General features: G+C 57.3%; 19 protein-coding genes and 6 pseudogenes. 9 read left to right on the top strand and 16 right to left on the bottom strand.

Features of this window, described 5'->3' with window-relative positions:
- Positions 1–55: 55 nt before the first annotated feature.
- The 7 genes and pseudogenes from GKE73_RS03835 to GKE73_RS03805 form a co-directional block, all read right to left on the bottom strand.
- Positions 56–400 carry a hypothetical protein gene (locus tag GKE73_RS03835; RefSeq protein WP_230369169.1) on the bottom strand — a complete coding sequence of 115 codons (345 nt, stop codon included), beginning with the start codon at positions 398–400 and terminating at the stop codon, positions 56–58.
- A 191-nt stretch (positions 401–591) separates the two neighbouring features.
- Positions 592–844, bottom strand: a pseudogene (locus tag GKE73_RS03830) (methyl-accepting chemotaxis protein); the annotation flags it as partial.
- A 2-nt stretch (positions 845–846) separates the two neighbouring features.
- Positions 847–1,494, bottom strand: coding sequence for a hypothetical protein (locus GKE73_RS03825; protein WP_230369168.1), 648 nt, complete (start codon positions 1,492–1,494; stop codon positions 847–849).
- A complete protein-coding gene (locus tag GKE73_RS03820; RefSeq protein WP_230369167.1) occupies positions 1,491–2,048 on the bottom strand; it encodes a PAS domain-containing protein in 558 nt (185 codons plus the stop codon). Before GKE73_RS03820 ends, GKE73_RS03825 begins: the two co-directional genes overlap by 4 nt.
- 521 nt (positions 2,049–2,569) lie before the next feature.
- Positions 2,570–3,028 (bottom strand): EamA family transporter, encoded by a 459-nt coding sequence (locus tag GKE73_RS03815; RefSeq protein WP_230369166.1) that lies wholly within the window; start codon positions 3,026–3,028, stop codon positions 2,570–2,572.
- Positions 2,955–3,203: a hypothetical protein gene (locus GKE73_RS03810; protein ID WP_230369165.1), complete on the bottom strand. Its 249-nt coding sequence runs from the start codon at positions 3,201–3,203 to the stop codon at positions 2,955–2,957. Before GKE73_RS03810 ends, GKE73_RS03815 begins: the two co-directional genes overlap by 74 nt.
- A complete protein-coding gene (locus GKE73_RS03805; RefSeq protein ID WP_446686348.1) occupies positions 3,176–3,430 on the bottom strand; it encodes an EamA family transporter in 255 nt (84 codons plus the stop codon). Before GKE73_RS03805 ends, GKE73_RS03810 begins: the two co-directional genes overlap by 28 nt.
- Before the next feature lie 131 nt (positions 3,431–3,561).
- Here GKE73_RS03805 and GKE73_RS03800 point away from each other — a divergent pair, with 131 nt between their 5' ends.
- Positions 3,562–3,756, top strand: coding sequence for a LysR family transcriptional regulator (locus tag GKE73_RS03800; protein WP_230369163.1), 195 nt, complete (start codon positions 3,562–3,564; stop codon positions 3,754–3,756).
- Positions 3,753–4,442 (top strand): LysR family transcriptional regulator substrate-binding protein, encoded by a 690-nt coding sequence (locus tag GKE73_RS03795; protein ID WP_230369162.1) that lies wholly within the window; start codon positions 3,753–3,755, stop codon positions 4,440–4,442. The genes GKE73_RS03800 and GKE73_RS03795 overlap by 4 nt, the downstream gene beginning before the upstream one ends.
- 136 nt (positions 4,443–4,578) lie before the next feature.
- Here the strand turns inward: GKE73_RS03795 and GKE73_RS03790 are convergent, their stop codons facing one another.
- Positions 4,579–5,304 (bottom strand): 2-hydroxyacid dehydrogenase, encoded by a 726-nt coding sequence (locus GKE73_RS03790; RefSeq protein ID WP_230369161.1) that lies wholly within the window; start codon positions 5,302–5,304, stop codon positions 4,579–4,581.
- 423 nt (positions 5,305–5,727) lie between these two features.
- Between GKE73_RS03790 and GKE73_RS03785 the strand changes: the two genes are divergently transcribed.
- Positions 5,728–6,096, top strand: coding sequence for a sulfite exporter TauE/SafE family protein (locus tag GKE73_RS03785; protein WP_312854352.1), 369 nt, complete (start codon positions 5,728–5,730; stop codon positions 6,094–6,096).
- 57 nt (positions 6,097–6,153) lie between these two features.
- Here GKE73_RS03785 and GKE73_RS03780 read toward each other — a convergent pair whose 3' ends face one another.
- The 3 genes and pseudogenes from GKE73_RS03780 to GKE73_RS03770 form a co-directional block, all read right to left on the bottom strand.
- The gene (locus tag GKE73_RS03780) at positions 6,154–6,591 is read right to left on the bottom strand and encodes a DUF411 domain-containing protein (RefSeq protein WP_230369159.1); all 438 of its coding nucleotides are present in this window, start codon (positions 6,589–6,591) and stop codon (positions 6,154–6,156) included.
- 753 nt (positions 6,592–7,344) lie between these two features.
- Positions 7,345–7,846: pseudogene (ssb, locus tag GKE73_RS03775) on the bottom strand (single-stranded DNA-binding protein).
- Positions 7,847–9,208, bottom strand: a pseudogene (locus GKE73_RS03770) (MFS transporter).
- Positions 9,209–9,352: 144 nt separating this feature from the next.
- Here GKE73_RS03770 and uvrA point away from each other — a divergent pair.
- The 3 genes and pseudogenes from uvrA (at position 9,353) to GKE73_RS03755 (ending at position 13,368) form a co-directional block, all read left to right on the top strand.
- Positions 9,353–12,173: pseudogene (uvrA, locus tag GKE73_RS03765) on the top strand (excinuclease ABC subunit UvrA).
- Between the two features lie 63 nt (positions 12,174–12,236).
- Entirely contained in the window at positions 12,237–12,740 is a 504-nt protein-coding gene (locus GKE73_RS03760) for a VOC family protein (RefSeq protein ID WP_230369158.1), read from the top strand.
- Positions 12,741–12,825: 85 nt separating this feature from the next.
- On the top strand, positions 12,826–13,368 hold the full coding sequence (locus GKE73_RS03755) for a phospholipase D family nuclease (RefSeq protein ID WP_230369157.1): 543 nt from the start codon (positions 12,826–12,828) through the stop codon (positions 13,366–13,368).
- 3 nt (positions 13,369–13,371) lie between these two features.
- On the opposite strand, the gene GKE73_RS25345 is transcribed toward GKE73_RS03755, so the two are convergent.
- The 3 genes and pseudogenes from GKE73_RS25345 to GKE73_RS25335 form a co-directional block, all read right to left on the bottom strand.
- Entirely contained in the window at positions 13,372–13,650 is a 279-nt protein-coding gene (locus tag GKE73_RS25345) for a LysR substrate-binding domain-containing protein (protein WP_376767269.1), read from the bottom strand.
- An 82-nt stretch (positions 13,651–13,732) separates the two neighbouring features.
- Positions 13,733–13,888: pseudogene (locus GKE73_RS25340) on the bottom strand (LysR substrate-binding domain-containing protein); the annotation flags it as partial.
- Positions 13,889–13,945: 57 nt separating this feature from the next.
- Positions 13,946–14,272: a LysR family transcriptional regulator gene (locus GKE73_RS25335; protein ID WP_230369156.1), complete on the bottom strand. Its 327-nt coding sequence runs from the start codon at positions 14,270–14,272 to the stop codon at positions 13,946–13,948.
- 103 nt (positions 14,273–14,375) lie between these two features.
- On the opposite strand from GKE73_RS25335, the gene GKE73_RS03740 reads away from it, so the two are divergent.
- From GKE73_RS03740 to GKE73_RS22380, 3 genes are read left to right on the top strand one after another with little or no spacing between them, the layout of a single operon-like run.
- Entirely contained in the window at positions 14,376–14,672 is a 297-nt protein-coding gene (locus GKE73_RS03740; RefSeq protein ID WP_230369155.1) for a hypothetical protein, read from the top strand.
- A complete protein-coding gene (locus GKE73_RS22385; RefSeq protein ID WP_312854351.1) occupies positions 14,642–14,857 on the top strand; it encodes an MFS transporter in 216 nt (71 codons plus the stop codon). Before GKE73_RS03740 ends, GKE73_RS22385 begins: the two co-directional genes overlap by 31 nt.
- The gene (locus GKE73_RS22380) at positions 14,845–15,726 is read left to right on the top strand and encodes an MFS transporter (protein ID WP_280954736.1); all 882 of its coding nucleotides are present in this window, start codon (positions 14,845–14,847) and stop codon (positions 15,724–15,726) included. The genes GKE73_RS22385 and GKE73_RS22380 overlap by 13 nt, the downstream gene beginning before the upstream one ends.
- 2 nt (positions 15,727–15,728) lie before the next feature.
- Here GKE73_RS22380 and mnmA read toward each other — a convergent pair.
- A pseudogene (gene mnmA / locus GKE73_RS03725) lies at positions 15,729–16,827 on the bottom strand (tRNA 2-thiouridine(34) synthase MnmA).
- Complete coding sequence (locus GKE73_RS03720) at positions 16,803–17,342, bottom strand: hypothetical protein (RefSeq protein ID WP_230369154.1); 540 nt, start codon at positions 17,340–17,342, stop codon at positions 16,803–16,805. Before GKE73_RS03720 ends, mnmA begins: the two are co-directional and overlap by 25 nt.
- Positions 17,343–17,348 lie beyond the last annotated feature (6 nt).

Below are 17,348 nucleotides of genomic sequence, written 5' to 3'. Positions count from 1 at the left end.
CCCATTGGTGTGAATGGTGCTGGCGGTGCGTGCTAGAAGCCGGTGCGCGGCATGATCAGCGCGCGTGCTTTTCCTCGACGATCTGGTCAAACAGCGCCAGCAGTTTATCGCTCTGTTCTTCCAGCGCGGTCATTTCGGCGAGGATCAGCTCCTCGTTCAGCTCGTCTTGCGTGGCGGCCGTCAGCGCCACGTCCACATGACGCTTGATCTGCTCTTCCGGTTTGACCAATTCGGCAAAGGTGCGGGTCATGCCAAAATCGGCCGCGCCTTCGCCTTGCCGCCAAGTGGCCAGATCATGGCTCATCGGCAGCAGCTTGCCCTCTTCCAGCGCGTTGTAGGTCAGCTGCTTGCGCATGACATGGCCGATTTTCTGCAATGAGGTCTGCGATTTATCGCGCACACGCACGACCCGGCTGAGTACCTGATCCGAATGAGTCGCCAGGGCTTTCGAAGCGATGACGGAACGATTCCACCGAATCTTTCACGCTATGTGCCACGCCGCCTAAGCATCACCCGCCTTTTGCTGCATCGCGTCGATACGGCTCGACAACGTGCCCAACACGTTTTGCACGCGATTGGCGGTGTCTTTGCTGCGTTCGGCCAACTTGCGCACTTCATCCGCCACCACGGCAAAGCCACGCCCGCTTTCCCCTGCGCGTGCCGCTTCAATCGCCGCATTCAGCGCCAGCAGATTGGTTTGATCGGCAATGGACGAAATATCAGCCAGCGAACTTTCAATCCCTTGCCATTCGCTGGCCAGAGCCTCGCTGGCCTCATTCATGCTGCTCACGCTATGCACGATCGTATCCAGCTGGCCGGAAAGTTGTACGGCACTGTCCAGGGCTTTCACGCGCACCACTGGCCGTGGCTTGAGTAATCTCCGCCACCTTGTCCATGGCCCGGCTGATTTCCGACAAATCGGCCCGGCTGCCCGACAGGTTGCTGCGCAAGTGCGGGTTGTTGAGTGCAGTCAAACGGGAAGACAGGCTGTTGCGGCGGACAAATGCGTTGTTGTCTTCCATCGATTGAATGGCCTGTCCCATATGCCCCAGCGATTCGGACATCCGCCCCGGCAAGCCCTGATTCAGCGGGCGCTAAGCTATAATCGCCATGGCTGACACGATTAAAGCAGGTATTGATTTCCTTGAAATAGGTTTCAACAAGATCAAGAAAATCATTCAGTTGCCGGGCCACCATCCCCACTTCACCCATGGCGCGGGTGTTGACCGCACGGTGATGAAACTCACCGGTACAAGCAATGCTCAATTGCTCGTTCAGCGAAATCAGCAGTTTGAAAATCCGGCGCATGTTGATCCACAGATAACTGGAAATGCCGATTCCCAGCCCGGTCAAAACCAGTCCGAGTGGCACATGCCAGCTATCAGGCAACAACCAGTCTGTCAGCGTAGAAATCACCATGAGCGCGTTAAACGCCACCAGCCAGTAGAGTATTTGCGTTCGCAGGAACGGAGGATATTTACGGGAGCCGCTCATTTTGTCCTCCCTTGGGACGCCGGGGTCAGTCCATTCAGTTGCAGCACGAATTGCTCGTAGCTGATCTCGCGCCTTTTCATCTCATCCAGCAGCCACTGCATGGAAACATCCGGGGCACTGGCTTTGCTTTCTTTCGCCTCGATTTGTCGCATTTGCTCATAAATCGGGATGATGGCATCGATGGCGCTACGGGAAGGTGGGCGTCTGACCGAGTAATAACCTTCCAATTTATGATTCTGTCCATAATCGGGCGTGACATTTGCCAATACCCAATAATAGTTACCTGTGGCCGTGTAGTTTTTGACTATACCAAAGAATTCTTGTTCAGCCTGTAATGTTTTCCACATCAGCCGATAAACACCGCGTGGCATATCCGGGTGACGAATAATATTGTGAGGTTTGCCAAGTAATGCATCCTCCGGATATTCCGCAATGCGCATAAAAACCCTGTTTGCATAGCTAATATGTCCGGTTGGATCGGTCTTGGTGACGATTAATTCGTCAGGGAGCAGTTTTACTTCATTGCCATTGCGATACGGAAGCGGTGTGCTCATAAGTTGAGCCTTCTAAAGAATTGGGCGCAAGGAAAAGAATATCTACAGGCTGTCTACACGGATATATTAAATTTTTGAATTGGGAGTATTAAAAACTCCTGCTACGGTGTTTATTCTCCATATGGGTTTATGTCTTTAAATGGATTGTGTTATCAATTTAAAGTCACACGAATAATTCATTTGGCATTAGTTGATGAATGAATATTGAGAAAATTCTATTGTCAGTATGATGCAGATGGCAAGCTAAAGATGTCATTTAAATGAATTAATTACTAATCCTCGGTAAGAATGTCATTGGCTCGTTAATTGTACGGTCCAATACATCTTTTGCCGCATGCATGGAGGAGGGGGGGCATCAGCAAAGCAGAGCCATTTGCCTGTCAGCTGACAGCTGCTGGTTGAGCGTTTGCAGTGCGGGGAGCGGTAGATGAGCAAGAAAAAAGCCGGTCATAAGAATCACTTGGCTTCTCTGGTGGTGGTATTCGCTTGCGCAGTCCCGGGCCGAATCGCGGTTGCCGTGCTCAGTGACTCGTTCTGGTAGGACGTTTCGTCAGCCCTGCACGGCCAAGATTCATCAACAACATGCCAACGATGGCTAATGCACCGCCGCGTAATAATGAGGCGGTAAACGGTTCACCCAGCCAGAACCCGGAAAACAGCAGGCCAAACAACGGTACCAGTGACATATAGGCGGCGGCAGCGCCAGCGCCTAATACCTTTACCCCCTGCAAATACCACGCGTAGGCCAACGCCGTTGCGCCAAAGGCCAGTGCAAAGATGCTGTACCAGGCCGTAGTAAGCGCCGCCGCTAATGCCAGCCATTTGGCCGGACCTTCCAGTACCATGCTGGCGATGAACAATAGCCCGGCACCGATGGTGGCCGTGACGGCGGTGGTGGTGAGCGCATCAACCGTGATCAGTACCATGCAGCCAATCAGGGTGTAGCCCACCCAACATGCCGCACATCCCAGCAGCAACATTTCCCCGGTCCCTGATTGGCCTCGGCTGCAAGGCTGTCATCGAGCCACCACTGAGGGCATACAGCGCTCCTGTCACCGCCAGTACCACACCCGGGCACATCACCCCATTCACGGCCTCATGGAACAGCAGTACGGCAAAGAGCAAGGTCAGTACAGGATTAAGGGCAACCACCATGGCTGCCTTGTATTAGCTGGGACGCTTTTCAGTGCCAGTAAAAAAAAGATGGAATAACCCAGCACCCCCACGGCGGATGCACACCCCAATCCGGCCCACTGGCGGGCGTTGAGCGCACGCAGTGTTCCCATGCGTCCACTCCGCTGCAGCCACAGAACAAGGACGATGCTCGCGAGCAGAAAACGCAGGCAGGCAGCGGCTAGCGGCGGCATGGCCTGTGCAACGATACGCCCCAGGGCCGGAGGCGCCCCACAAGGCGGCCATACCTACCAGCGCCAAATGTGTGGAATAGCGAGAAGCGTTCATAAGCGCGGTACTATCCGCTTGTTCTGATTAATCGTCGAATGAGTAAAAGCTCATGACTTTCACGCAACTGGAAATCTTCTCGGCTCTGGCCAAAGTGGGGAGCTTCTCCCGCACGGCGATTGCTTTGGGCATCACACAAAGCGCGGTCAGCCATGCCATCAAGCAACTGGAAACCGAACTGGGCGTCAGCCTGCTGAGTCGCGATGGCGGCGTGGTGGCATTGACCGATGAGGGAAGCTTACCGTGATTCGTGCCAATGACATCTTGCAACAAAAAGAGGCCCTGCAGCAGGAAGCTCATCTGGAGCGAGGCATTGCCCGCGGTACGCTGCGCATTGCCTCGTTTGGGGCGACGTCCTCACTGCGGTTATTGCCTGTGCTACTGGCCCACTTTCAGCAAGCTCATCCTTTAGTGGAAGTGCAGATTGATGAGGTGGTGGATGACGTGGTGGTGCAATGGTTACTGGAACGACGCGTTGAGCTTGGCTTCGTGGTGTTGCCCGATGAGCGCTTTGACACCTTGCCATTGGTAACGGATGAGCTGGTTGCGGTGTTGCCTGCGGTCCACCCGCTGGCTTCCCGCTCGGCCATTTCAGCTGGGGATTTTCATGGCCTGCCATTTATCCGTACCTCTGCTGGTTCCGGTCCACATATCGACCAGTTCCTGTCCGCTCAGGGTGCTGTTCCCAAAACACTGTTCCGCTTTGAGCAATTGACCTCGATGATGGGCTTTGTGGCACAAGGCGAGGCCGTGACGATTGCCGCCCGCATGGCCTTGCCTGAGCCTCCGGCGGGAGTTGTCTACCGCCGTCTGCAACCGCCCAGACCGAGGGAGATTGCCTTGGCCGCCTTGAAGTTTGACCGGCTATCACCGGCTGCGCAGGCGTTTGTCGATATCGCCGCCCGGCACCGGGCGCAGCTGGCCTGTTGCTAGCAGCATGGTATTCAACACCCTGCCAGCCTTCCGTAAGAACTGATCGGTGGTAAGTGCACACGGCAGCCAGTCTGGCCGCGCCTTACCGGCATCAAATAACAACAGTGCTGCCTGTTGTCAGCTTGTTATCGTGGGGTTAGTAGGCGAGTGTGCGATCAACCAGTCCTGCCGGTACTTCACCGCGCGACAGCGCCTGCAGGTTGTTGGCAATTTGCGTCACCGCCGGTTGATACAGCGTGGCGGCTGCGATGTGAGGGGTAATGGCAACGTCATTGCGGCGCCACAAACGACTTTCCGCTGGCAGAGGTTCGTTGGCAAAGACATCGAGTTGGGCAAAACGCAAATGTCCGCTTTCCAGTAGCTGGAGCAATGCCTGTTCGTCCAGCTGGTCGCCCCGTCCCACATTGATCAACGTCGCCCCGCGCGGCAGTTGCGATAATCGCTGCTGGTCGAGCAGCCCACGTGTTGCCGGGGTTGAGGGCAACATACCTACCAATACGTCGGTTCTGGTCAGCAGCAAGGCCAATCCTTCCGGACCATGGTAGCAATCAATCCCCGGTAAGTTCTTGGGTCGGCGGCTCCAGCCGGACACGGCATAGCCGAACCCGGCTAGCGTTTTGGCTACCTCAGCCCCCAGCGCCCCTAGCCCCAGCACGCTTACGCGCACTTCATGCGCTGACTTTGGCGGTAGTGGCTGCCAGTTACCGTGCTCCTGTTGCTGTTGGTAAAGATCAAAATGGCGCTGGTGGCGCAACACCCCGTACAACACGTATTCTGACATTTGCTGCGCCATGCCGGCCGTCAACAAGGCGGATGATCGGAACATGTGGCGGAAGATCCGTGCGGCTAACCAGACGATCAACACCGGCTCCCAAGGCAAAGACCGCTTCAAGCTGCGGAAACCCGGCAAAAAAATCGTCGGGCGGGTTCCAGACTGCAACATAGCGAACCTTGGCGCGATCCACTTGTGTCGGCCACACGGCCACATCAACTCCGGGTAGGGCATCACGCAAGAGTGACGCTAACTGTTCGGTATCTTGGGCAGTGTAAAGATAGAGCATGGTGGGTCCTGAAAAATTGGAGGTACCGGGCTAGCGCCACAACGGTGTCGCAACGCCAGCAGGACAAGCCCATTTTGAGGAAAAACCGGAAGATCACCAACCGTTATTCGCCAATCCGGAGCTATTCCCGATTTGCTCCGCTTGCGCTTCGGCCAACTCTGTCAACGTTGGCCGAAGCGATGCGTTCCGACTCATGCAGCCGATAAACGTGCGGAGTCGCTTTTATGGATAGTATGGTGTTTGTATTGATTGGTCTGAGTGCCGGGATCTTGTCTGGTCTATTTGGTATCGGCGGTGGCGTTCTGATTGTTCCGGCCCTGATTTATGGTGCCGGTTTCACCCAGAAAATGGCAACAGGAACCAGTTTGGCGATTCTGTTGCCGCCGGTTGGCATTCTGGCGGTACTCGAGTATTACCGGCAGGGCGAAGTCAATTTCAAGGCGGCCTTGCTGATTGCCGTGTCGTTGCTGATTGGCAGCTGGTTTGGTGCGCGTTGGGTCAGCCAGCTGGATTCAAAAACCCTGAAAAGCATGTTTGGTCTGTTTCTGGTTCTGCTGGGAAGCTATGTTTTTTGGGATAGCTATCACGGATAACTCCCTGTTACGTCCGGGATGCCGCTGTTGCAGCGGCACCCCGGCTGAGTCTATCGTTTAGAAGCGACCAAACAGCACGCCGGTACGATGGTCTTTGGTCATGGTATAGATGGCCAGCGTACCGGGTTTCTCTTCTCCCATGCCGGGGCTATTCAACGGCATTCCGGGCGCAGCCAGCCCTACCACATCAGCTTTGCTGGCAATAAGTTTCTTGATCGCGGCAACGGGAACATGGCCCTCTATGGTGTAACGCCCGATCTTCGCGGTGTGGCAACTGCCCAAACCCGGTGTGACATTCATTTGCTGTTTGATCGGCTGCATATCGTCGCGATTGATGGCGGTGACATCGAAACCATTCTGCTTGAGATAACGGATATAAGCTTCACAGCAGCCGCAAGTCGGGCTCTTGTATACCGTGGCAGGTACGGAAGCGAAGACGGATGTGCTGACGGCGGCCAGCATTGTGGCGAGAATATGCGTACGGATAGTAGCCATAACGGCTCTCCTTCGATGGATGACATTAATTCGAATAACCGGCGCTACACCGGTGTGTTGGAACGGCCTATCAGGCCAATGAAGGAGGACGATGGGGCGGAGAAATTGTGATACCGGCAAGCTTGCCGGGTAGCGTGGGGACAAAAATGCCAACTGGCACAACGGGGGTGACAATCCAAGCCTGCGGCGGCGGGAAGCGAAGGAATGCAAAACTGGCAGCTGCCATGACAACACAGCGTTTCATGCTGTGATTTTACGTTGGCAGGGTGTGCCACACTTTTGCTTGCCAGTATCGGATGGCAAGAAACATGGCTTTCATGCGCCATACAAGTCGCAGGCATGGTCATTGTGTCCATCATGTTCAGGTCAATACTTGCCGCCAGCACATTCAGTGCCGGGAGAGCAAGAAGGATCATGAACAGGATGCGATACAAGGCTTTCATGAGTGGGAAGATAGCATCATCCGGCAGAAAAGGTGAATCACCGCTATTGTTTCTCCTCCGCATTGTTGATCTGACTCAATTCGGCTGTCTGGGCGGTAACACGAGCCCAGATACTTGGTAGCAGCGGATATTCGCAGTGGGTCCGCGTTATTGAGTGGATGATGTGAGCTTAGATGACGTGCGTTGATAACTTTTTCAGTCCCCACTTGTTCGTGGCAATCAAATTCTTCTGAACAGTGTAAAAATGAAAAGAGCCCTGCTGCTGCAGGGCTCTAGGGTGAAACTTTACAGTTTAGATCGCAGGTGTAAATTAAAACGGGATGTCATCATCCATGTCGTCCAGCTTCGGCGCCTGTTTCGGCTCTTGGCGGCGCGGGGCGGCGGGCGGATTGCTTGGTGCCGACTGGCGTGGTGCCGGGGCGCTATAGCCGTAGTCGTCGCCACCTTCCATCGGAGCGGAGCTGCCGCCGCTGTTACGACCACCCAGCATTTGCATGCGATCTCCACGAATCTCCGTGCTGTAACGGTCCTCGGCCGGTTTCTTTGTCCTGCCATTTGCGCGTACGGATCGAACCTTCCACGTACACTTGCGAGCCTTTTTTCAGGTATTGGGCTGCAACTTCGGCTGTTTTGCCAAAGAACACGACACGGTGCCATTCGGTCAGCTCTTCACGCTGGCCGGTTTGCTTGTTGTTGTACGTGTCGGTGGTGGCCACGGACAGGGTGGCAATGGCGTCGCCGGACGGCATGTAACGCACTTCCGGGTCACGGCCCAGATTGCCGACAAGAATCACTTTGTTGACGGATGCCATTCAGAAGGTCTCCTGGATAAGTTGTTTTACGGCCTCTTCGTCCCAGCCTCGCTGGGCTACCTTGAGATATGCCACCCGGTCTTCCAGTACCACGATGGCTTCGGTGACGCCACGGATGGTAGTCAAATCCTGTGACAGGGTTTGGGCATTACCTTGCCAGCTTTCGCCGATCTGGTACATGACGGAACGCACGGCGCTCGGCGGTGCCATGGTCAGGGACATCAGCAGCCAGGATAGCATCAGCAGACTGGTAAATCCGAACACGCCAGTGGGGCCGTAGTGGGTATATAACCAGCCTCCGGCGGCGGCGCCGAGGAAGAGGCCAAATGATTGCGCGGTATTATACACGCCAATGGCGGTGCCTTTGGCATCTGGCGGGGCGATCTTGGAAATCAGCGAAGGGAGCGTGGCTTCCAGAATATTGAAGGCGATGAAGTACAGCGCCAGCCAGATTACGATGAGCCAGAAGCTGTCGAGCGCCAGTGCCATGCCTAGCTGGGCGGCGGCCATGAGGGCGACGGCGCCGACGAATACCTGCTTGAGTTTGGCCTTTTTCTCGCCATAGATAATGGCGGGCACCATCAGCAGGAAGCCGATGGTGACGACGGGCAGATACACTTCCCAGTGATGGGATTTGTCGAGCCCGGCGGTTTTGATCAGGGCAAACGGGATGGTGACGAACATGGCCATTTGCGAGGCGTGCAGGGCAAAGATGCCGTAGTTGAGCCGTGAAAGTTCGCGGTTTTTCAGCACGGTAAGCAGGCGCGCGGTGTTGGCTTCCGTGTCGGAGTGAAAACGCGAGACGGCTGGATTGGGAATCAGCAGCCAGACGCCAACCAGCGCCATCAGCGACAGCACGCCGGTGAGATCAAAGATGCCGTTGACGCCGATGTATTGCGCCAGCAGCGGGCCGAGCACCAGGCTGACGGCAAAGGTGGTACCGATGCTCATGCCGATCATGGCCATGGCTTTGGTGCGGTTTTCTTCACGGGTGAGGTCGGCCAGCAGGGCGGTAATGGCGGCGGAGATGGCGCCAGCGCCCTGAATGGTGCGGCCAATGGTCAGAATGGTGATGTCGTGGGCGGCACCGGCGACGAAACTACCGATGGCAAACAGCACCAAACCGGCGTAGATCACTTTTTTTCGGCCAACCTTGTCGGACAGCATGCCCAGCGGCAGTTGCAGCAGGGCCTGGGTCAGGCCGTAGCTACCCGGGCAAAACCGATCAGGGTGTGGTTGTGGGCACCTTGCAGTGTCTGCGCGTACAGGGCAAACACCGGCAAGATCAGGAACATGCCCAGCATCCGTAGGGCATAGACGCCTGCCAGACCCAGGGCTGGCACGTAACTCTAGCGAATTCATTGTCAGCTTATGATTGTAATGGTGGGGGTATCAAGCTGAACGGCGGCCTGCCAGATGCGTTGACACGCAGATGCAGGTGGAGTAAACCTCATTAAGTCGGGTATATTATCAGGTTCCCCGACTCACTGAGTAACTGGCGCTGATATGGACACCATCCGCATTCGTGGCGCACGGACGCATAATCTCAAGAACATCAATCTGGATTTGCCGCGCAATCAGCTGATTGTCATTACCGGGCTGTCTGGCTCGGGCAAATCGTCACTGGCTTTCGATACCCTTTATGCCGAAGGCCAGCGACGCTATGTGGAAAGCCTGTCGGCTTATGCTCGTCAGTTTTTGCAACTGATGGAAAAGCCGGATGTCGATCTGATCGAGGGCTTGAGCCCCGCGATTTCCATCGAGCAGAAAGCCACTAGCCACAACCCGCGTTCGACCGTCGGTACTGTCACCGAAATTCACGATTACCTGCGCTTGCTGTTTGCCCGCGTTGGCGAGCCGCATTGCCCGGAACACGGCGTACCGCTGGCGTCGCAAACCGTCAGCCAGATGGTGGACCATGTGCTGGCCTTGCCGGAGGCAACCAAGGTGATGATCCCGGCGCCGGTGATCATGGGGCGCAAGGGCGAGAATCTGGACCTGTTCGATGATCTGCGCGCGCAGGGCTTTGTGCGGGTGCGGGTGGATGGCGAAGTGTATGAAGTGGATGCCATCCCGGCGCTGGACAAGAACAAGAAGCACACCATCGAGGTGGTAGTGGATCGCCTCAAGGTGCGTGAGGACATGCAACAGAGGTTGGCCGAAAGCTTCGAAACTGCATTGCGTCATGCCGAAGGCCGGGCGATTGCGGTGGAAATGGACAGTGGCAAGGAACACTGGTTTTCTGCCAAGTTTGCCTGCCCGGTGTGCAGCTACAGCTTGCCGGAACTGGAACCACGGCTGTTTTCCTTCAACAATCCGATGGGCGCCTGTCCCAAGTGCGATGGTCTGGGCGAGATCACGTTCTTCGATCCCTCCCGCGTGGTGGCACATCCGGAACTGAGCACGGGTGCTGGCGCCATCAAGGGCTGGGACAAGCGTAACCAGTTCTATTACCAGATGCTGCAGGCGTTGGCCGACCATTATGGTTTTTCGCTCGACCTGTCTTTTGAAGACTTGCCCGAGCGGGTACGGCACGTAGTGCTGCATGGTTCCGGGCGTGAGAGCATCGAATTTACCTATCTGTCGGAAAAGGGCACCAAGTTTTCGCGCGCCCATCCGTTTGAAGGCATCTTGCCCAATCTGGAGCGGCGCTACCGCGAAACCGATTCGACCGCGGTGCGCGAGGAGCTGGCCAAGTATCAGAACAATCAGGTGTGTCCGCATTGCCATGGCTCGCGTTTGCGGCTGGAGGCGCGCCATGTGTTTGTCGGTGGCCGCACCTTGTACAACATCAATCAGCTGCCGTTGAAGGAAACCGAAGCCTTTTTCGGCCAACTTGAGTTCTCCGGGCAGAAGCAGGCGGTGGCGGAGAAGATCGTCAAGGAAATCCGCGAGCGGGTGTCGTTTCTCAATAATGTCGGGCTGGATTACCTCAACCTGTCACGTTCTGCCGATACCCTGTCGGGGGGCGAAGCACAGCGTATCCGCCCGGCCAGCCAGATCGGCTCCGGCCTGACCGGTGTGATGTACGTGCTGGATGAACCGTCCATCGGCTTGCACCAGCGCGACAACGACCGCCTGCTGGCCACGTTGCGGCTGCGTGATCTGGGTAACAGCGTGATCGTGGTCGAACACGATGAAGATGCCATCCGGGCGGCGGATTATCTGGTCGATATGGGGCCGGGCGCTCAAGCGAACATGGCGGGCATGTGCTGGTCGCCGGGACGCTTAAGCCGAAGTGGCGGCGGATGAACATTCGGTCACCGGTGCGTTCCTGTCGGGCCGCCGCACCATTTCCATGCCGGGCGGGCGGCGCGAGCTGAACCCGGAACGCATGCTCAAACTCAAGGGCGCCAGCGGCAACAACCTGAAAAACGTCACCCTCGATTTGCCGCTGGGCATGCTGGTGTGCATCACCGGTGTGTCCGGGTCCGGCAAGTCCACGCTGATCAACGATACGCTGTACAAGATTGCGGCGCGCGAACTCAACGGCGCCAGCGATAGCCCAGCACCGTTTGATGACATCGAAGGGTTGCAGCAACTGGACAAGGTGATCAACGTCGATCAAAGCCCGATTGGCCGCACGCCGCGCTCCAATCCGGCCACCTATACCGGCCTGTTCACGCCGATTCGTGAACTGTTTGCTGGCGTGCCGCTCTCGCGTGAACGCGGTTATGGGCCGGGGCGTTTCAGTTTCAACGTCAAAGGCGGGCGTTGCGAAGCGTGTCAGGGCGATGGCGTTATCAAAGTGGAAATGCACTTTTTGCCGGACGTTTACGTGCCGTGCGACGTGTGCCACGGCAAGCGCTATAACCGCGAAACTCTGGAAGTGCAGTACAAAGGCAAGAATGTCCATGAGGTGCTGGACATGACGGTGGAGCAGGCGCTGGAGTTTTTCAGCGTGGTGCCGACGGTGGCACGCAAGCTCAAAACGCTGATGGACGTTGGCTTGGGCTATATCCGGCTGGGGCAAAGCGCAACCACGCTGTCCGGAGGCGAAGCACAGCGGGTGAAACTGGGGTTGGAGCTGTCCAAGCGCGACACCGGGCGTACGCTTTACATTCTGGATGAACCGACGACCGGCCTGCATTTCCACGATATCGACCTGCTGCTGCAGGTATTGCATCGCCTGCGCGAAAACGGCAATACCGTGGTGGTGATCGAGCACAATCTGGACGTGATCAAGACGGCCGACTGGCTGATCGATCTGGGGCCGGAAGGTGGCGCGGGCGGCGGGCAAATCATCGCCAGCGGTACGCCGGAACAAGTGGCGGCCAACCCGGCCAGCCATACCGGCCGCTATCTCAAGCCGATGCTGAGCCGATAAGTTTGCATGTTTCTGGGGATTGATGCCTAGAATGAAAAACTATGCCGTTATACTGACCTTATCATGACGATGAAGGTGGTCGGCCCGCTGCGCTTGCGACAGGAAGCCTGTCGGCTGGATTTTTTACTGAACACCGCACTAAACGGTAACGAGGAAGCAATGCTGTCTCTTGGCAAGATTGATCATATCCACATACGCGTCACCGACGTGGCCAAAGCGATCAACTGGTATCAGCGCGTGCTGGGACTGGTGGCGGATCCGCGTTACAAGCAAACGCAAACGGCGCCGCACAACGAGGTCATGCTGGTAAACGCCAGCAGCACCGTGCGTTTGGCCATTGGCGAAACCGATGTGCCGATTTGCGAGCCGGGCCCGGTGGCGTTTGTGGTGGGCGGGCAGGATTTTCTGGAATGGATCGATCAGCTAGCCGGGGAACGGGTGACCACGCGCAGCGGAGAAACGATTGCCCGCGATTCGGTGCGCAATCATCAGTTTTTCTGCTCGATTTCATTTTGCGACCCGTTTGGCAATCCGTTTGAAATCGTCAGCTATGATCACACCGGCTAACCGGCAAGCTCAAGCTGAATAACCGCCCGGTTGAACTCTGAACTGATCCACCCGCCCCGGGCGGGTTTTTTGTGAGTGCGTCGCCATGTTCCGATCGTGTAAACATTGCTTGCTATGGCTGCTGTTGGCCTTGCCGTTTCCCGTGTTGGCCGAAACCCCGCTGCCAAACGGTGCTGCATTTGAGGTAGGGTTTTCGCCCAATCGGGGCGCTCTGGACGTGGTGCTGGCGGCGATTGGTGCGGCGCAGCACAGCGTGCAGGTGGCGGCTTACGGCTTTTCCTGCAAGCCGGTCGCGATGGCCCTGCTGGCCGCACAGCAGCGCGGGGTGAGCGTGCAGGTGGTGGCGGATCGCAAGGACAACCGCAAGGCCTATAGTGCCGTGACGTTTCTTGCCAATCAGGGCGTGCCGGTGCGGTTGAATGGTCATTACGCCATCCATCACCACAAGTTTATCGTGGTGGACGGCCAGCATCTGGAGTTGGGCAGTTTCAATTACACCGCCGCCGCAGCCAACAAAAATGCTGAAAATGCGCTGGTGTTGTGGCGTGTCCCGGCCTTGGCGGCCGTCTATCAAACCGAGTGGCAGCGGCTGTGGGATGAAGCCGAGCCGCTGGCCCCGGCGTATTGATCGTTATCCCGCCAAGGCGCTATCCGCCGACAGTTGCTGCAAAAAGCCGCTGACCAGCGCCGATTCCTGCCCTTCGCGGGTGGCAACGCCCATGGCCAGATAGGCTCCCTCATCCGCCAGCGGTATGTAGCGTACCCCGGCGATCTGCACGCATTCCAGCGGTGATGGCAAGATGGCAATCCCCAGCCCGGCGGCCACCAGACCAATCTGCGTGGTGGCTTCGCCTGCTTCCTGCGCAATGCGCAATTCCACCTGTTGTTGCTGACACAGTTGCCGCACCACGGTATTGAGCCCGGTAGCCGGTGCGTGGGTAGCAGATCAGCCGCTCGTTGCGCAGCTGTTGCAGCCACAGTTGTGGTTGGTGTGCCAGCGGATGCTGCTGGTTGATGACTACCAGCAGACGATCGCGGCGTAATTCGCGCACTCGAATCTGTTCGGCCGGTTTCAGGCCGCTAAAGCGCACGAAGCCGACATCCAGTTCTTGCCGTTGCAAAGCCGGGAACTGGTCCGAGCTGAACATTTCGCGCAGGGTAAGCGTGACGTCCGGATAGGAATGGCGATAGGCGTGCAGGGCGGCTTAAGCAAAATCGGCGCCAGCGGTAATGACGAGGTGAAGCCGACGCGCAGTTCGCCCAGTTCGCCACGCGCTACGCGGCGTGCTTCGTCGGCGGCATCCTGCGTATCGGCCAGTATCTTGCGCGCGCGCCGCAGAAAATGCTGGTAAGCTTCGGTCAGGCTCACTTTGCGCTGGTGGCGGCAAAACAGTGGCACGCCAAGTTCGGCTTCCAGCGCCCTGGATTTGCTGGCTGAGCGGCGGCTGGCCAATATGCAGCCGTGCTGCGGCGCGGGTGAAGTGCAGTTCTTCTGCAACGGCCACAAAGTAGCGCAGATGGCGGAGTTCCATTGATATTTATAAGCTATCAATCAAGCCATAAATATATATTGTACTTGCGGTTGTTCCAAGCCTTATGCTTGACCACATCCCCACTTGTTTCTGGATTGATGTAATGCCTTCCGATCTGTCGTCTTGCCCGGTGCCATTGGTGACCCCTGCGGAGCAGGGCAGGAGTGAACGGCCCGTTGCAGCCTGTGCGGCACCGGCCGTACCGCAGGAAAAACTGCAGGCCGGTACGCAGCCGTTTCGAGCCACCACGCGCGCCATGTTTGTCGGCGGTTTTGCCACCTTTTCCCTGCTGTATTGCACCCAGCCGCTGATGCCGATGTTTTCGCACGACTTCCACCTGTCGCAGCGATGGCCAGTGGCGCGGTGTCGGTGTCGACCACCGGGCTGGCGCTCAGCCTGATTCCGGCCAGCTTGCTGGCGGACAAGGTTGGCCGAAAACCGGTGATGAATACGGCCTTGGTGTTGGCGGCACTCCTGATGGTGCTGGCCTCGTTTGCCAGCAGTTTTCAGCAGTTTTTGCTGTTGCGCAGTTTGTTTGGCATTGCGCTGGCCGGTTTGCTTAAGCGGTGGCGATGGCGTATCTGAGCGAAGAGGTTGACCCGATGTCGCTGGGGCGTTCCATGGGGCTGTATATCGCCGGGAATGCGCTGGGTGGCATGTGCGGACGGTTTCTTGCCTCGGTACTGGCCGATGGTTTCGGCTGGCGTGCGGCGATCCTGACGCTGGGCTTGCTCGGGCTGGCGGGCGCGTGGGAGTTTCGTCGTTGTCTGCCGCCTTCGCGCCATTTCAAGCCGATCCAGCTCAATGTCGTCCAGCTGCGTCAGGATGTGCTCAGTCACTTGCGTGACGCCGGTTTGCCGTGGCTATTCTTGTCCGGCTTCCTGCTGATGGGCTGTTTTGTCAGCTTGTACAATTATCTGGGCTATCGCCTGATGGCGCCGCCGTATGATCTGCGTCCCAGTGTGCTTGGGCTGGTGTTCTCGCTGTACGTGGTCGGCATGTGGTCATCGGCGTGGGTCGGGCGGTTGGCCGACCGGTTTGGTCGCCGCAATGTGCTATGGGTGATGGTGCTGCTGATGGGCATTGGCCTGGCGCTGACGCTGGCCAGCCATCTGTTGCCGATGATGTTGGGAATCGCCTTGTTTACCTTTGGCTTCTTTGGCGGGCATTCGGTCGCCAGCAGCTGGGTGGGGCGGCGCACGTTGCGTGCCAAGGCTCTGGCATCGGCGTTTTATTTGACCGCGTATTATCTCGGGTCGAGTTTGCTGGGGTCGTTTTCCGGCCTGATGTGGCGCTTTGATGGCTGGGTTGGCGTTGCCGGCATTATCGGCACTGGGGCTGACGATTTTGATGCTGGTGGCGCTCAGGCTGCGTGCGCTGACTCCGCTACCGCTCAGATCCTGATCATGGATGCAAAAAAGGCCGGATATCGATCCGGCCTTTTGTTTGGGTAGCGTTACATGATGATGCCGCCGCCCAGACAGATATCGCCGTCGTACAGTACGGCAGACTGGCCCGGCGTGACGGCCCATTGCGCATCGCGGAACGTCAGCGTGGCTTGTCCATCAACCACCGTGGACAGCGTGCAGGGCGCATCCGCCATGCGGTAGCGGGTTTTGGCGGCATAGTCGCCACTTTTTAGCGCGTCATCCAGCGTCCAGCTCAGATCGGCCATGTCGAGCGTGGTTTTTAGCAGCAGCGGGTGGTCGTGACCTTGCACCACGATCAGCCGGTTGCCGGGAATATCCTTGCCCGCGACAAACCAGGGCTCGCCGCTACCATCCTTGCTGCCGCCAATGTTTAGCCCCTTGCGTTGCCCCAGCGTGTAATACATCAGGCCGATGTGTTCGCCCACCACGCTACCGTCCGGCAGCACCATCTGGCCCGGTTGCGTAGGCAGGTAGCGTTGCAGAAACTCGCGGAAAGGGCGCTCGCCGATGAAGCAGATACCGGTGGAGTCTTTCTTGGCTGCCGTGGGCAAGCCAGCCTGTTCGGCCAACTTGCGCACCTCGGTCTTGCGCAACTCACCAAGTGGGAAAATGGACTTGGACAGTTGCGACTGATTCAGCCGATACAGGAAATAGCTCTGGTCCTTGGTGTTGTCTACCGCCTTCATCAGGTAATGCTTGCCATCGCGTTCCAGCTTGCGCGCATAGTGGCCGGTGGCGATGCAGTCGGCGCCAAGTTGCATGGCGTAGTCGAGAAATGCCTTGAACTTGATCTCGGCATTACACAGCACATCCGGGTTGGGCGTGCGTCCGGCGGCATATTCCTTGAGGAAGTAGGAAAACACCCGGTCCTTGTATTCTTTGGCGAAATTGACGATTTCCATGTCGATGCCCACCACGTCGGCCACGCTCATGGCATCGAGCGAGTCTTCCTTGATGGAACAGTATTCGCTGTCGTTATCGTCTTCCCAGTTTTGCATGAACACGCCGATGACTTCATGGCCTTGCTGTTTCAACAGCCAGGGCGGTCACTGACGAATCCACTCCGCCGGACATGCCGACAACAATACGTTTTTTACCCGTCACGGGGCGTATCCTTCTTTCCATATAGTCAGAGGCACCACCGCCGGTGGCGCCCCAAAATCCTTGAACCAGCTATCCACCGCCCAGTCGTCACCGGTGGTGGCATCATGCAGCACGGCGGTGTAATGCAGGTCGACAATCCAGGGCGCGCGCCACTGCGGGGTGGCGGTTACATGGTATTTGAGCCAGCCTTTGCCCTGCAGATAGCGCAGAAACGTGGTGACATTGCTGCTGTGATCGACGCAATCCATGCGGCCGTCCACCGGGCCATCATTGACGTTACCGCCTTTGTCCTGCCAGACCGGCGTGCTCTGTCCGGCTTGCCGATACAGTTCGACCACCGCGTCTTTGACGCGTTCACGCTCGCTATCGGGGGAATTGGCACTGTCCAGCAGGGTGCTCAGGCGCTGTTCTGCCTCGGGGGAAATCTCGAAATAGGCATGTTTCGAGCAGCCGTAATGGTAGCAAATATTGAGCGTGTCCGCATACAGCCAGCCCGCGGGCAACCACAGCAGCAGTAGCACAAAGCGCAGCAGCATGAACAC

It is taken from the genome of Paludibacterium denitrificans (assembly GCF_009707705.1).
Taxonomy (GTDB): Bacteria; Pseudomonadota; Gammaproteobacteria; order Burkholderiales; family Chromobacteriaceae; genus Paludibacterium_A; species Paludibacterium_A denitrificans.
Note: the sequence above shows the minus strand (reverse complement) of the source record. Positions and strands in the feature narration are given on the sequence as shown.